The sequence below is a fragment of the Streptomyces sp. NPDC014861 genome (assembly GCF_043081625.1).
Taxonomy (GTDB): Bacteria; Actinomycetota; Actinomycetes; order Streptomycetales; family Streptomycetaceae; genus Streptomyces.
The window spans coordinates 160,882-175,878 of the sequence record NZ_JBIBWV010000010.1; the positions used below are offsets into that span (position 1 = coordinate 160,882).

10 protein-coding genes and 1 pseudogene are annotated in these 14,997 nt (G+C 69.9%); 6 read left to right on the plus strand and 5 right to left on the minus strand.

Features of this window, described 5'->3' with window-relative positions; all coding sequences use genetic code 11:
- The first annotated feature begins 138 nt into the window (after nt 1-138).
- The 4 genes from ACF1BN_RS21785 to ACF1BN_RS21800 all read left to right on the plus strand — a co-directional run bounded on the left by ACF1BN_RS21785 (nt 139) and on the right by ACF1BN_RS21800 (nt 5,822).
- Nucleotides 139-411: a hypothetical protein gene (locus ACF1BN_RS21785; RefSeq protein ID WP_392333231.1), complete on the plus strand. Its 273-nt coding sequence runs from the start codon at nt 139-141 to the stop codon at nt 409-411.
- A 132-nt stretch (nt 412-543) separates the two neighbouring features.
- Entirely contained in the window at nt 544-948 is a 405-nt protein-coding gene (locus tag ACF1BN_RS21790; RefSeq protein WP_392333232.1) for an SsgA family sporulation/cell division regulator, read from the plus strand.
- A gap of 1,000 nt (nt 949-1,948) precedes the next feature.
- Nucleotides 1,949-4,240 (plus strand): ATP-binding protein, encoded by a 2,292-nt coding sequence (locus ACF1BN_RS21795; RefSeq protein ID WP_392333233.1) that lies wholly within the window; start codon nt 1,949-1,951, stop codon nt 4,238-4,240.
- Nucleotides 4,241-4,859: 619 nt separating this feature from the next.
- A complete protein-coding gene (locus ACF1BN_RS21800; protein ID WP_392333234.1) occupies nt 4,860-5,822 on the plus strand; it encodes an AraC family transcriptional regulator in 963 nt (320 codons plus the stop codon).
- A gap of 829 nt (nt 5,823-6,651) precedes the next feature.
- Here the strand turns inward: ACF1BN_RS21800 and ACF1BN_RS21805 are convergent.
- Nucleotides 6,652-6,810, minus strand: a pseudogene (locus ACF1BN_RS21805) (ISAzo13 family transposase); the annotation flags it as partial.
- 100 nt (nt 6,811-6,910) lie between these two features.
- Entirely contained in the window at nt 6,911-7,660 is a 750-nt protein-coding gene (locus ACF1BN_RS21810) for a hypothetical protein (protein WP_392333235.1), read from the minus strand.
- A 327-nt stretch (nt 7,661-7,987) separates the two neighbouring features.
- Between ACF1BN_RS21810 and ACF1BN_RS21815 the strand changes: the two genes are divergently transcribed.
- Nucleotides 7,988-8,380 (plus strand): hypothetical protein, encoded by a 393-nt coding sequence (locus tag ACF1BN_RS21815; protein ID WP_392333236.1) that lies wholly within the window; start codon nt 7,988-7,990, stop codon nt 8,378-8,380.
- Between the two features lie 219 nt (nt 8,381-8,599).
- Here the strand turns inward: ACF1BN_RS21815 and ACF1BN_RS21820 are convergent, their stop codons facing one another.
- Entirely contained in the window at nt 8,600-8,830 is a 231-nt protein-coding gene (locus ACF1BN_RS21820) for an acetyltransferase (RefSeq protein WP_392333237.1), read from the minus strand.
- A gap of 296 nt (nt 8,831-9,126) precedes the next feature.
- Nucleotides 9,127-10,278 carry a pyridoxal-phosphate dependent enzyme gene (locus ACF1BN_RS21825; protein WP_392333238.1) on the minus strand — a complete coding sequence of 384 codons (1,152 nt, stop codon included), beginning with the start codon at nt 10,276-10,278 and terminating at the stop codon, nt 9,127-9,129.
- Between the two features lie 1,810 nt (nt 10,279-12,088).
- Between ACF1BN_RS21825 and ACF1BN_RS21830 the strand changes: the two genes are divergently transcribed.
- The gene (locus tag ACF1BN_RS21830; protein WP_392333239.1) at nt 12,089-14,065 is read left to right on the plus strand and encodes a hypothetical protein; all 1,977 of its coding nucleotides are present in this window, start codon (nt 12,089-12,091) and stop codon (nt 14,063-14,065) included.
- Between the two features lie 75 nt (nt 14,066-14,140).
- Here ACF1BN_RS21830 and ACF1BN_RS21835 read toward each other — a convergent pair whose 3' ends face one another.
- Complete coding sequence (locus ACF1BN_RS21835; protein ID WP_392333240.1) at nt 14,141-14,806, minus strand: hypothetical protein; 666 nt, start codon at nt 14,804-14,806, stop codon at nt 14,141-14,143.
- Nucleotides 14,807-14,997 lie beyond the last annotated feature (191 nt).

Consider the following 14,997-nt stretch of genomic DNA (forward strand, 5'->3'; position numbering starts at 1 on the left):
AGCAGACCCCTGGTGCCGCGGTCATCCGCGTCGGCGCCCAAACCGTTTCAACTCGGCCTCCCTGTCGCGTGATCGTCTCGATGACCTCTTCGGGAGCGCCGGGGGCCTGCCGCCAGGCGACCGGAGTACCCGTCCGACGTGAGTGACCTGGAGTGGGCCGTCGTACGCGAGGCGATGCCGGTGCCCGGCCGGCTGGACGGCCGAGGCGGGCAGCCGGAGAGTCGGCGCCACCGGCAGATGGCTGACGCGGTGCGTCACCTGGTCGCGGGCGGCATCACCCGAGAGGCGGTGCGGGCGAACTTCTCCGCGGAGGACCGCGTCAACGCCTCCGGCACAGACCCCAAGCGCAAGGGAGCCTCCCGGTCCCGGCCCCGCCTTGCCGTACACGCCCAGCGCTCCCTGCGTCGGTGAGCCGGGAGCCGGACCGGCCCCTGCCATACGCCGTGCCCCCTCTTCGGGCGGCAGCCCACACGACCTCCGAAGGCATTCGTGAATCCGTTCCCCTACCAGCCCCCCGGGCGGCATCCCTCCCAGGCACCGCTGGTGATCCAGGCCCAGGTGCGTACCTTGTCCGTCACACAGGAGCACGGCAGGCTCGCCTTCCCGGCAACTGTGCTCTACGACTCCTCAGACCCCTACGCCGTTCACATCCGCTTCCCCACCTTCGACCCACAGCGCTCGGCGACCACGTGGACATTCGCCAGGGAACTCCTGGCCAAGGGGCAGGACACCTGCGCCGGTGAAGGCGATGTGCATCTTTGCCCTCATGATGCCCAGTGGACGCACCTGCGCCTGAGCGGCAGCACGGGTACCGCCGTCCTCCTGCTCGAGCGAACTCCGCTGCAGCGCTTCGTCGACGACATCTACCGCTGGGTTCCCCAGGGGAAGGAACGCGGACTGCTCCGCCTGGACGAAGGACTCGCGGAGATCCTGGGAGAAGCGGGTTGAGTTCCCGGTCCCGAAGCCAAGCAGACCTCCGCCGCCGCACCGGGGCCAGTCACCCTTCGGCCCGAAGCAGCATGCACCGTCCGACATGCCGCGTTGCGAAGCAGCAGGGCATGCACGGAGCAGCCTCTGGTGTGCAGGGTGCGAGTGCACCCCCAATACGAGTGCACCCCCACGAAAGCGCGAAGCTGACCGTCCGCAGCGCTTCCCCGACGTCTGTGGCACCACCCCGCACCTGCTGTGCGCCGTTCGCAAATGCTCCGACATTCGCTGAACCGCCCGTGGCTCTCTCCGGCAGGAGAGACGATCTGCAGGCCTCGCGGCTGCTTCCGCCCCGCTGAGCACAGGCCGCAACCAGGGGAAGGGACCTGCGAATCGCCGCCACCGGCGCACCGGAACAACCCCACCGCATGCTCCGGGCCGAGCGCGTGCACCCCACAGCGACCTCGCCGTCAGGCCGAGCAAATCACCGCGAAGGCCACTTCCGCCCACACCTGGCTCGACCCGCAGCCGGCGGTTGAGGCCGCAGGCCCCTGATGGCGCGTGCACCGTTCCTGGCTGTGCCCGCACCGTTCCTGGCTCTGCCCGCACTCTTCCTGTCCGGCACCGATCCCGGTGACCCGCGCAGAGGAGCGCCGTTGGGTGACAGGCGGGCAGCACCGGCGGCGCGGGACGGCATGACCTTCAGGCCTCCGTCCCGCGATGCTTGCCGGTGCCGGCGGCACGTGGGCGCCAATCCGGCCTAGGAGCGGGTTCGTCCGCGGTGCTCGTGCCGATCACGTCTGGCGGACTGGTTCGCCTCGTGGCATGCGCCCGCCAGGAGGGTTGCAGATCGACATGCCCGGCCGCGCCCGCGTCACGGGCGGGTGGTCGGCGCAGCGACGCGGGGAAGTGACGGTCGCCGCAGTGGTGGGAGAGTAATGAAGCTGTCGGGAGCGACGGCGGCTTGGGCGCGGGGCGGGCATGACCAGGCCGGACATGGGGCTGGGGGGCTGGGTCGTAGATGACCGGTGAACGCGATTCGTTCGGTGCGCTGTTGCGTGAGCAGCGCATGGCGAGATCTCTGACGATGGAGGGGCTCGCCGAGCTGTCGGGGGTGAGCGTTCGGGGCATCAGCGATCTGGAGCGGGGGCGAACGGCCGCTCCTCAGCGGGGCACCGTGGCCGCGCTCGCCGACGGCCTGAGCCTCGGTGAGCGGGAGCGCCGACAGCTGCTGTCCGCTGCCCGGGGCGGGCGCCGGCCCCGGTACCTGCCTGCCGGGGTGCGGTCTTTCCCGCGTGGCATCGACGACTTCACCGGCCGCCGCGAGGAGGTGGGCCGTCTCGCGGATCTGGCTGCCCGGGCCGCCGCACGGGCGGTGGCCCCGGGCGCGGCCCCCTCGCTGACCCACCCGGTGGTCGCTTCCGTCCACGGGCCGCCCGGCGTGGGCAAGACGACCCTGGCCCTGCACACGGCCCGGGAATGGGCCGCTCTGTTCCCGGACGGGCAGCTGCTGGTCGACCTGCGTGGCACCGACCCGGCCCCTCCGGGGCCCGCCGAGCTGATCGTCACCGTCCTCAAGGCACTGAACGTCTCCGACCGCGATCTTGCGAAGGCGGGCCCTGAGTCGCACGGCAACCTCTACCGGCAGGTCCTGGCTGAACGGCGTCTGCTGCTGGTTCTGGACAACGCCTGCGACGAGTCCCAGGTGCGGCCGCTGCTACCCGGAGCCGGGGCGACCCTGACGGTGATCACCAGCAGGCGTTTGCTGTCCGGGCTGGTCGACGTGGACCGCATCCAGGTCGGCGAGCTCACCCCCGAGGAGGCCGCCAACCTGCTGACCTCCCTGGCCGGCACCGACAGGGCCGCGGCCGACGCACAAGCACTGGCGGACGTGGCCCGACAGTGCGGTCACCTCCCACTCGCCCTGCGGGTGGCCGGCAACCTCCTCGCCACCCGCACCGGTTGGTCCGTGCGGCGCCTGGCGGAGCGCCTGGCCCAGGAGGAACGCCGGCTGGACGTCCTGACCGCCGGGGACCTGCGCGTGACAGCTGCCTTCGACCTCTCCTACCACCAACTCACCCCCGACGCCGCCCGGCTCTTCCGCCGCCTTGCCTTGATACCGGCACCCGACACCAGCACCGCCTGCGCCGCCTCTCTCACTGGCCAGGACCTCCACGACACCGAGGACACCCTGGAGGAACTCGTCGAGACCGGGCTGCTGAGCACCGACCGCGATCGCTACCGACTCCACGATCTGCTGCGCCTGTATGCCCGCTCCAAGCTCCTGGCTCAGGAACCGACCGCCGATATCGAGAACGCCACACGGCAGCTGCACCGCTGGCTGCTGGACACCGCCGTCGTCGCGGGCCGCTGGTACGAGCCCGACCACGGCGCCCCGCCACCGTCCTGGCGCGGCACCGTCGACCTGAGCAGCGCCGACCGGGCACGCCTGTGGCTCCAGGCCGAGGGCGTGAACTGGCTGGCGGCCCTGAAGGACGCGGCACACACCGGCCAGCACGCACAAGTGGTGGAGGTGGCCGAGTCCCTGCACTGGTTCTCGGACTACTGGATCTTCTGGGGCCACTGGACAGAGGTCTTCGGCCTGTCAGCCCGCTCGGCACAGGCACTCGGCGACCCGCTCCTGGAGGCCACCCACCTCTCCTACCTGGCCTGGGCGGTGATCCTTTGTGAGGGTCGGCCCGAGGAGAGCCTGAGCATCAGCGCCCGAGCCCTCCGAGCGGCCCGGCGTGCCGGAGACTTCCAACAGCAGGCGTGGGCGCACCAGTACGCCGCTTGGGCCCACCGCCTGCTGAAGAACGGCGACCAAGCCTTCCACCACTGCGACGAGGCCACTCGCCTCTTCCGGCTCGCCGGCGACCTCCACGGTCAACTCCAGGTGATGATCCAGCGCGCCCAGCTGCTGGAAAACCTGAATCGCATCGAGGAAGCCCTCGCGGACTTTCAAAACACTTTGGCGTGGATGGAGGCCAGCGGAGACCGGATCGCACCGCACATCGCCGCAGTCGCCCGGATCAGCCTGCATGCCGGGTTGGGCCGCAGTCACACGGTGCTCCACCGGTGGGACGAGGCCGTCACCCACTACCACACAGCGCTGGAAGTGTGCCAGAAGGTGTCGAACATAGGATTGATGAGCCGGCAACTGCTCTGTCTCGGCGAGACACTTCTCGCCGCCGGCCGCCCCACCGAGGCACGCCAGGTACTGACCCGCTGCCTGGCTCTTGGCCCCGAAGCCAACCCTCAATGCCTCTCCGACGCCGCCAGGCACCTCGCCGCCCTCGACGGACCTGGCTGACCAACTCCGCAGCACCACGGTCTCAGAAATCATGGCGGAGCCGGCTCCAATCTTCGCCACGGGACGAACTCCACCCGATCTGCCGGCCGCGCCGAGGTCTGCGCAGAATTCTGCATGCTTCCTGCCTGGAGGTGCCCGCAGCGCACTGATTGGCTGGTCACCACGGGCGAAGGGCAGCTCAACCCCGCCCGCACCAAGCACTGATCCCCCACGACGTGCGCGTATCAGAAGACTCGTCCGCTTCGACGTGGAAAGGGCACCCCATGCACCAGGCACTGACGACACGCGGCGCTTGCCGCCAAGTACGCGCCGGCAGCGGGAACACAACCCACAGCAGCCCTTCCGCACCGAAGGGCATCATCTTCGAGCACGGGCGGCGGACCGCCACGGGGAACGCCGCCCGAAGCCGCGAACACATCGAGATCGCCGACCACGCCCCGACACAGCGCCCCGGCGGCACGCACGGCCCAACCGGGCTCCCCAACCGCCCCACCAGGGAACCGTACGCCCTCGCCGGCATGGCGCAGCACCCCCCTTCTGAGGCCGATAGAGCGCTCCCACAGCCACCAGGAGCACCCGGCCACGCTGTCAGGACCCACGCCCCCGGAGGGCGGCAGCGATGAAGGTCTTCGATTCCGCGGACGTGGATCCGGCCGACCGGGTCGATGCCTGTGACGAGATGATCCGCACCTTCACCGCTCCGTGCGACATCGTCCACGAAAAGCCCGGCCCCGACGTTCAAATGCGCCTGGACGTCACCCGGTACGGCCCGGTGTCCGTGGTGTGCGGGTCCGGGACGGGCGTCCAGGTCACCCGCACCCCCCGGCACCTGCGCGAGATCACCCGGCCGACGGTGTCGATCGCGATCCAGACGTCCGGCCAGGCCCACCACGAGTGGGGCGGCACCATGACACAGCTGAAGGCGTCGGACGCCGTCCTCATCGACGGGACCCGCAGCCAGTCCTACGGATGGACGGGCCACGGCGCCGTGCGGACCCTCGTGGCGGAGTCCTCCGCGATCGCCCTTCCACCGGACGTGATCCGCACAGCAGTCCCTCTGGCACCCATGAGCCCACTGACCCCACTCCTCGTGCACCACGCGGGGGTCCTCGCCGGCGAGGCAGGACCGATCGCCCGCCAAGGCCCCGGCGTCCAGGCCCTCGGACACGCCACCCTCGACCTGATGCGAGCACTGATCATGTCCGTCGTCGAGGACAGCGCTCTGCGCCGCTCAGTGGCTCGTCAAACACTGCTGGAACGCGTCCTGGCCTACACACACCTCCACCTGGCCGACCCGGACCTGAACGCCGAGCGGATCGCCGCGGCCCACTTCGTCTCCCCTCGCACCGTCTTCCGGGTCTGCGCCGAAGCCGGGATCAGCCTGGAACAGGAAATCATCGACGGTCGCCTCAGAGCCGTCCGCAGAGCTTTGGAGGACCCGGCGAACCGTCACCGCACGATCGACGCCATCGCCCGCTCCCAGGGCTTCCAGAACATCACATTCTTCAACCGCCGCTTCCGCCTCGCCTTCGGAACCACCCCCAGGGAGTGGCGTAACCTGCCCGCCCTCGTACCGGTGTAGGTCCTGTCCGATGGGTCGCATGAGCTGGTCAGGGACGTGACCTACTGCCCCCTGCTTCAACTGCATCGCGTGCCATGCGGCCCCCTGGTGGCGTGCCCAGGCCGGAGGGGTGCCGCCGAAGGGTACGCCCCTGCCGAGGGCAGGGGCGGCTTCGAGGTCGGGGACACCTGCGGAGGGGCCCCTGCTCAGGCGGCGTTCTGCGAGGCGGACGAAGCGGTCCCAGTCGGAGCGGACCTTCGGGGGAGAGCTTGTAGATGCCGCGCCCGCGCGGAAGGGGGAGTGGTGAGGTGAGGGGGGCGTCGCCGGGGTCGGTGTCGCCGGGGCTGGTGACGGTCACCGTGACTGGTGTGGGCGGGACCTGTGTCCAGGGCTCCTCGGCGGGCTGGGCCGGCTGGTTGCAGGGCGCAGCAGGTCGGCGAACGCTTCATAGTCGGCCTCGGGCAGGGACTGAACGAGGATGTCGGCTCCGACGGCCTCGACGTGCCGGGGCACGGTGGTGCCGACGGCGAGCTGGACGGTTCGTCGAAGGCGCCAAAGTCGCCGGCGGTTCCCTGGGCGGGCAGAACGAGGGCCACGGGCAGTTCGCGGGCGGCGGCGAGGGTGTCGGCCAAGAGCTTGGCCTCGTCTTCCTCCATGTCGCTGCGCACACCAGGGTCCAGGGCATGCGGGGTGGGGCGTCCTCGGCGCCGGCCACCTGCCGCTGCTCCAGGAGGAGCTCGGCGAGGTCGGTGCGGGCGGCGGCCAGGTGGGGTGCGGTACGCAGCCGGTTCCGCGACAGAAGGTGGGGTAGCTCGTCGCCGAGGCCGACGGTGATGAGCTCGGCGTGGTCGCCCCGGGTGCTGGTGGCCGCGGCGGTGATCAGCAGCCGGCGGGCGCCGGGGTAGTCGTGCCGGCCGCGGGTCTACCACCAGCGCCGGATTGAGGCAACGGCGAACGCCGCCGTGTCGTGATCGGAGCCGATGCTGACCCAGCCGGTGTTCGCGGCCAGCCGCCGGATCGGGCTGTCGAACTGTTGGGCTGGGACGCGGGGAGGTCTCGGCCGCGGATCCGTACACATGGCTCGCGGCCGGCGGTTTCCGGAGCCCGGGCTACGAGAGTGGGATGCCGAGGATCGTCACGACGGACAGTCCGATCGTGGCCGCCAGGGCGGCGAGCCCGCCGAGGAGGAAACAGGGCCCCAGAGTGATGTCGAAGAAGCGTGTGGACGGCTCCTGGAGGACGAGGACGTCCGACGGGTTGCGCGGGGCGTAGCTCACCTGGATCGACGGGGCGGTGCCCGGATGGATCAGCACGCGTGTCGTACCCGTGGCGTCGGTGTACTCGTACGCCCCCGCTCCGTCCGCCGACCGCACGGCGACCACGGTCACACCGTGCCGGCGCAACCGTGTCTCGCGCCACCAAGGTCCGATGCAGACGGCGCCGAGCCACAGGCCGACGAGGGCCATGCCGCCGAACGGCATCATGAAGACAGCCCCGGCGACGGCCGTCTTCTCGTCGCCCACGACGGCGGTGACCACGGCCAGGACGAGGATGCCGCCCAGGAGCCAGAGCAGGACGCGCCCGACCTTGCCTCGGTACGTCTCGACCCAAGTCCTGGTGAAGGCGCGCACCACGACGAGGGCTGCCCCGTCGACGTCCTCGGCCGACCGGGGGAGCAGGGCGTTCACGGTGTCGGCGAAGGCGACCGCCGCGGCCGCGCTCACCTCCTCGATCCGGTGGACGGCCGGCGTGGCCCCGGCAAGGGCCCGCAGCTCGACCGTGACGCTCCGGGCCTCCGCGTTCACGCGGGCGATCGCCCCGAAGGGGATCGTCAGCCTTCCGTCGGTGCGTTCCAGCACGAGCCCTTCACGGTCCGTGCTCAGAACGACGGAACCGCGCCCTCGCAGAACGGGTATGGAAGACATGCTCGACATGGCGTTGATCGTACGGCCATCCGTCCGGCGGTCGGCCATCAGGGACCTTCACCCACCCGCCTCTGTACACGCGGGGCCGTCGCGGAGGCCGCGTGCGCCTTCCCACGCGCACCGCTCGTCCCGTCCACATCCACGACGCCCTCGGACGTGCGTCGTTCACGGCCCCGGCACGACTCAGCCTACGGCGAGGGCCCTGGCTGCCCGGGGTGGGCACGGCATTCGTCCGCGTCCCCGGCCTGCTTGAATGCGAGTGTGATCGAACTGATGATGGGTTTCGTCGCCGCAGCCTGCGTCGGGTGGTTGCTGCGCAGGAAGCAGAAGCGGCGGTCGGCTGCGGCAGCCGCCGGGGAGCCGGTCGGGCTGCCGTGCATGCTCAAGTGGTCCGCTCAGGGGTCTCGTTGGAAACCGGGGCGCTTGCTGACCGGCGCCGATCACCTGTTCTGGAACCCCTCCTGGGGTGGGCGGAGCATCGCCCTGCCGGCCGATCTGCGTCAGGTCGGGGTGCGCTCCCCCTCCATGCGCGAGGGGATGGTGATCAATCCGGGATCCCGGATCGTGACCTGCGACTCGTCCGACGGGGAGGTCCTGGTCGCGGTCATGCCGCCAGAACTGGACCACGTGATCAAGGCTCTGGAGCGGGTATAGCTCGGTGCTCGGGTCGGCACCGGTGCTCGCCGAGGGTCGAGGGCGCGTCGACCCCGGACGGGCTGTCTCAGGAAGGCGTGCGACTGCCTTCCGTGCGTTCCTGGCAGCGACCCACCCATGCCGAACAGGAGCAGACCCACTGGCAGCGCGGAAGAACGAGGTCGGCCCGCACCTTCGAGGTGGGGCCGACGTTGCATTCCGGTCAGGTCCGGGGTGCGGTCAGCCGCTCAGAGGGCGGACCGCAGTGGTGTACACCGGCGGGTCAGGAAACGGCTTCTGATCGCCGATGTTCACGTACCCCTCGTACAGAGCCTTCACCTTGGCGTGGGTCGGCTCCACCAGGAGTGTCATACGCTCCTCCTCCCGGACGGACAACAGCTCCTCGTGGATGCGGTGAGCCGTCCCGGTCTTCCGCCACGGCTTGCGCACCATCAGCTCGAAGAGCGCCATTTGGTGCGGTACACGCCTCCGGCAGGAACTTCGCCGAGGAGCACCGCCACCCGCTCGTGCCGGGCAATCGCCGCTTCTTCGCACGCCGCGCTGCGCTCCGCGTCCTGCGCATCCCGCCGGTCCCCTCACGCGGAAAGGGGCACCATCTGCTCGCCCAGCTCCTCCACTCGCGCCTGGTCGGCCGCCCGCTTCACCGCACGGGCCTATCCGGACTCCACCCTCGCCACGGCCTCATGGTCCAGACGCTCGACCAGGGCGCCGACGCGCTCGCCCACCTTCTCCTTTGCTGGTACGGCTCAGGCGGCGGGCCCGGCGAAGACCGAGGCCATCTTCTCGGCGGACTTCAGCCCCGTCCCGGTAAGGACGACCACGGTCGTCTCGTCGGGCGCGATGTCGCCCGTCGCAAGGAAGTGATCGAGGGTCGCCGCGGCAACGCTGCTGGTCGGCTCGGCGAACAGACCTCGCGAGCTCAGAGCGCGGACCGCGGCGTGGATCTCCGCCTCCGGAACAGCGTAGGCGGCGCCGTGTGAGCGGCGGATGGCCTCCACCGCCTCGGGCAGCCGGACCGGGCGGGCGATCGAAGCGCCCTCGGCGATCGTCGGCATCCGCGCGCCACGGTGGGCGGGGTCGACGCCGTTGAACGTATCGGCAATGGTCGCCCAGTGTTCGGGCTGCCCGACGAACAGGCGCGGGCGGCGGTCGATCTGTCCGGCGCCGAGCAGCTCGCCGAAGGCGAGGTCGCACCCGAGGATGGTGCTGCCCGCGCCGGCCACCAGGACGACGTTGTCGGGTGCCGTGAAGCCGAGGGACTCCCATATCTCGTAGGCGATGGTCTTGGTGCCCTGGATGAACATGGGATGCCAGTTGTGGCTGGCGTAGGGGACCTTCTCCGCCTGGCGGATCGCCTCGTCCGCGACCTCGTCGCGGGTGCCGCTCACGATCTCGATCTCCGCTCCGTAGGCGCGGGCCTGGAGGATCTTGGCCTCCGAGGTGGCGGCGGGAGCGATGATCTTGGCGCGGACGCCGGCGGCGGCGGCGTAGGCGGCCACCGCGCAGCCGCCGTTGCCCGAACTGTCCTCCAGTACGCGGTCGGCGCCGAGAGCCACGAGGTGAGACATCATCACCGACACGCCCCGGTCCTTGAAGCTGGAAGTCGGGTTGAACCACTCGAGCTTGAAGTGGACGCGTCGACCGGCCCAGTGGACCGGGATCATCGGCGTACATCCTTCGCCCAGGCTCACCCGGCGGGCTGCATCGACGGGTAGGGCAGCGCGGTAGCGCCACAGGGACCGTTCGGCGGTGTCGATCTGCTCGGGGCGCAGGCCCGGCAGTGCAGCGACGGCGAGAGGGCTGCCGTCCTCGCCTCGCCAGCGGAGCTCATCCAGGGGATAGCGCCTTCCGGACCGGTCGAACAAGTCGTAGACGGTCGAGTGCTGTTCGGCATTCATGGACGGTTCCGACTTCCCCTCGCTCGACGTGCCGTCACAGGGCCCTATGACCCGACAGGCGCCCTGCCCCTCATGCTAGACGAGCTGTCGACAGCCGAACGATAAGTCCACTGGCGATTCCTACAAGATGAGGGCGGTCGTCGACCGGGTCAAGGCCGACGTCGAGCTGTCGACACCGGGCTTCCGTACCTCGGTCCCGGCCCGGAGGGCGCCAGCCCCGCCCGCTTCACGGAGACCGTGCGGGCGCGGACGGTGGAGCCGAAACCTCGACGAGTCGACCACTGCGGGGTCGACTCGCCGGGCACCGGGCCGGAGGTCGGTGCGCGCCCGGTAAAGAGGTGGGCGGGCGACAACCTGGCGGCGGTCCTGCGAATCTGTGCGCTGACAGATCGTCGGATCCTTGTACTTTTGGGCTGACCACGTATGCGGGGGCCGGACGCGCTTCACGTCTGGAGGACCACTTCCACCCAGAGGTCGTAGGGGCTGATCGTGGGAGAGGCGCTGTTGGGCGGTGAGAAGCTCAAGCTGGGCGTCGGCAGAATGACGAAGTGCAGCTGTCCCCGCCCGGGCGGGGATGGACCCCTTGCGGGCGCTGCGGACGGTGGGTGTGGTCAGTGGGGGAGAGGTCGTCATGGTCGCTCGTCACCGAGCGCGGCGGCACTCACCATCGTGCATACCACCGAACTCGCCATGCCCGGGTTGCTGTCTTCGAAGCCGGCGAGCGGCCTCGTCCCCGGGTCGAGGGCATCTGTTGAAAGGGTCTCCGCTGTCAGAGGGGATGGCAGGAACGCTCCCACCCACCGAGCTGCCACCCCATCACGCAGCCCGCCCCTTTGGCCGACGGAGACCCACCCTGACGATGCCAAGGTGGGCGGGCACCAACTGCGGCTGAAGAATTGGTGCTGACCAGCGACGCGCGACCCTCATAGCCGATACGGCGTCGTTGCCCCGCACCCGACGGTGTCGACCCCCAGGGCAGAGCCACCCGAAGAGGCCAGGTGCTCGACCAGCCGGATACCACCCGGTCGCCCTCACACCCTCGACCCGCCTCTTACCGCCGTCGCACTGCACGACCTGCTCGACGACGTACGCCAGACCATCCCGCTGCCCGCGATCGCTCCCCGGTCGGCATCCCGCTGCACCGGGCGCCACGTCCGCGCCCCCACCAGTTCGCCTGCGGCCCGTTCGTGGTGCGCTGCCCGCACCAGGTGCGCCACTGCTCCGGGCGAGTGGCCGTGTGCTGGGTCCTCGGAATCGGGGTGGGCTCCGGTCGACGGGGTGCCGGGACAGCAGGCAGATGACGAGGGCCGTGCTGGTACTCAGGTTGCGCGCGAGCTGGGCGACGGAGAAGTCGCCACGGGGCACGGCTCGGTGGAGCATTGCGACGGCGATGCTGTCCGGTTTGGGGCCGGGCAGTGCGAGGTGGCGCAGGGTGTGGGTGCCGGCGGTGGTGTCCAGCGCTTCACGGCCTGGGCGGCGTGGGGACGGATGCCGTACGCGGGGTGGTCGGGGCCGGGGACGAAAGGGCCTGCGGCCGCAGCTTTCCACAACTCCCCCGCACGGTTCTTACACGCGCTCGTACAACCGTGGTGTGGATCACGTCCGTTAGCGGCGGATAGAGACGAACTGCCCATGTTGAGACCGCTGTTGATGACTCGTCAATCCACGTAGGAAGGAGGGCGGCGCGACACACCAGCAATGTCCTGCCTCCGGAGTGCGGGGGTGGGGCCAGAAGGGACATGTCTTGTCTGGCACGTCCAAATTCAGAAGGAAAAACGTTCTTTCCCGGGTGGCTGTAGGCACGGCGGCGATGCTGCTGTTCAGTGCCGTCGGGGTGGCCGAGGCCGCAGAGGCCCCGGCCGCGGCCGCGAAGCCCGACCCCAACGCGGCACCGCCCAAGGTGCACGGGCCGGAGCAGTCGACGCGGGCCGCCACGGCGGGCGCGCGTCCTGCCTCCGGCAAGACTCCCAAGGCCGCGCCGCTGTCGCGGAACGCGGCGCCTGGCGGCTTCCAGCGGGTGACCTCGCAGAAGGTGCAGCTCACGAACACGGTGACCGACCCCGACGGGGATCAGGCCAACCTCACGTTCGAGGTGTGGACGGCGGATGCCGCCGGGAAGCCGCTCACCAAGGTCAAACTGAACGACTCCACCTATGGGGTCATCGTCTCCCCGTATGTGGCATCGGGGGGCACGGCGAAGGTCGACGTGCCGGCGGGCAGGCTGGCGCTGAACACGAACTACGTGTTCCGCACCAACGCCTACGACGGCTCGCTCTACGAGACGGTGTGGTCTCCGTGGGCAAAGTTCCGTGTGGAGCTGCCCGTGGATCTCACCCTGCCGACACCGAACTACGCGAGCCCGAACCCGAACCACTTCGACGCGCAGCAGCCGCACTACTACCAGACGAAGCCTCTCGGCCAGCCGGGTACGCCGCTGTCGGCGCGGGCCACGGCCGCGGCGAAGGACGCGGTGGAGCAGTGCGGTGAGCCGGATGAGACCGGCCGTCAGGTGTGCTTCGGAAAGTCGACCCCCGCGCCTGAGGGCAAGGCGCCCCACGCGTCCGCGAAGCCGGGTGCGGCCGCGGCGACGGCCGGGGTGGAGTGGTGCAACACCGACTTCGAATCGATCCTCGCGACGCGGTTCGTCGAGTGCGATGTGCGATCGGTGCCGGTGATCATCAGCATGGACGGTGTGCCGCAGGCTGTGGCGCAGTTCATGTTCCTGCGGATGATCGAGCTTGACGGACAGAACACGTTCACCGAACACCTGACGATCGAGCCCGCGCAGCAGATCCCGCCCGCGTTCCGTGAGATCAACTTCGTGGGCTGGAACCACCTGTGTGAGAACTTCTGCACTCCGCAGGAGCAGCCGGTGACGGCGTGGAAGGGCAAGCCGTGGTGGGTGCCGGGTGAGATGCACTCGGCGACGCTGACGACGCCGTACACGTGGGATACGTCGCTGTCCGGCACGGACTACCGGTTCAAGCCGGACATTCAGATCGACGCGAACATCCTCCCCGCCGATGGGAAGATCCGCCCGTTCAAGACCGGCTACCAGTGGTCGCTCGACTACGACGGCGGCACCGAGGATCTCGACCGGATCCGCTGCGACACCCCTGCCGCGGACGCTCCGGCCGGGTCCGTTCCGGGCTGCGTGTTCGTGAATGTCGCTCCGACGTACACGTTCAACGCGAAGGCGTTCCCGCAGGCCGCCGCGCACGCGTGGCTGGTCCAGAGGGCCACGCCGAAGCACCCGGGTTCGATGTCGGATCAAAAGCCCCTGTATTACATGGGCGACGAGGCGCAGAACACCCGTTCCCGTGGCCGGATCTGTCCCACCGGGTGGGCCGCGGACAATGGTGATGCCTCCGCGCTGGTCGATGTGAGCGACACTCTGAACTGTGACGAGTTCGCGTTTGCCTCGTCGTACAACAGTGGCGGCATGTCGTCCGCCGAGGGCGGGATCAACCCGGCGATCCCGCCGGGGAAGACCACGCCCAGCGGGGATGCGTGCATTTCGATGTACGCGAAGAAGCACGACAGCATGATTCACCTGTTCTCGCGGAACGGGGCTGACCCCACGTTCAACGAGGTGTGTGGCCGGGCGGCGATCTCGGGCATGCACAACCAGGAATCCATGGGCGGCCACTTCGCGAACTTCATGAAGCAGATGCGTATCAAGGACAAGGATGCGTACTGGCTGGATACGCGGATCGATGACGGCGGCACCTGTACGTACGGTGTCGGCGGCGGTCAGCCGGTGATCTGCCGGCTCGCTGCGCAGTAACGCCCGGCGCAACAGCGAGCGGCCCCCACCCGGGTTCTTGAGTTCTGGGTGGGGGCCGTTTCTGTGCGCGTAGGGTCAGGGCATCAGGAGGTGGACGGCGGGGAGGGCACCGGCCGTCACGGTGGCCTGGTCGATGACGACGTGGGTGTACTTGCCGACGGCGGTGAACACCAGCTCCGGCAGGCGCGGCCCGTGCTCCTCGTGGTGGGCCACCACCTCGGCCTCACTGACATCGGGGAGCGAGGGGAACACGGCGCCCTCGGCGGTCAGCGCCAGGTCGAGCAGGCCGCCCCGGCCGGTGGCGGTGCCGAACTCGGCCCGGTAGGCGCGCCCGTCACCGGGGGCGTGGATGAGCGCGGCGGGTGGGCTGTACCGGTTGACGGTCAGGCACAGGATCTCTTCGTCCGGGCAGGGCGTCATGGATTCGACCTTGCCTTGGTAGCCGCCTGCCCAGGTGGCCATGTGGTCGTTCTCCAGCACGTACGTCCACTCTCCGCACGTGCCGTACATGGCGTAGCCGAACTGTGCGGTGGGCGGCGCGTCGGGCAGGGGCCGGGTGCGCAGCTCGGCCAGGGGAACGCGCTCGCCCAGCTCGTCGAGGTCGGCGCCGAGGTTGATGAGGAACTCGTCCTGATCGACGCCTCGGGCGAGGGTGAGGGAGATCCCGGCGTACATGCCACGGGTACCGGGCGGGGTGGGGGTGGTCTGCTGTGCGCCTATCCACGCGATGCCGTCGCTCATGGCGGTCACACTATCGGGCCGGTCCGACAGGGCGGGCGGGGAGCAGACCGCCCCCACCTCAAGAACGGGCGGTTCCTCATCAGGCTCCGCACCGGCCCCGCCCGCGCCATCCAGCTCCTGCGATCCCGTTTCCGTGCCATCGATGGTGGCTGCTCGTGTCCCGTCTTCCGGCTGCCCCGTCCGGGCGTAGG

Bases quoted from the DNA above. Each gene is read 5' to 3' on its own strand.
- ACF1BN_RS21835 (WP_392333240.1), bottom strand. From the start codon at position 14,806: ATGAGCGACGGCATCGCGTGGATAGGCGCACAGCAGACCACCCCCACC.
- ACF1BN_RS21795 (WP_392333233.1), top strand. From the start codon at position 1,949: ATGACCGGTGAACGCGATTCGTTCGGTGCGCTGTTGCGTGAGCAGCGC.
- ACF1BN_RS21830 (WP_392333239.1), top strand. From the start codon at position 12,089: ATGCTGCTGTTCAGTGCCGTCGGGGTGGCCGAGGCCGCAGAGGCCCCG.
- ACF1BN_RS21820 (WP_392333237.1), bottom strand. From the start codon at position 8,830: ATGGCGCTCTTCGAGCTGATGGTGCGCAAGCCGTGGCGGAAGACCGGG.
- ACF1BN_RS21800 (WP_392333234.1), top strand. From the start codon at position 4,860: ATGAAGGTCTTCGATTCCGCGGACGTGGATCCGGCCGACCGGGTCGAT.
- ACF1BN_RS21825 (WP_392333238.1), bottom strand. From the start codon at position 10,278: ATGAATGCCGAACAGCACTCGACCGTCTACGACTTGTTCGACCGGTCC.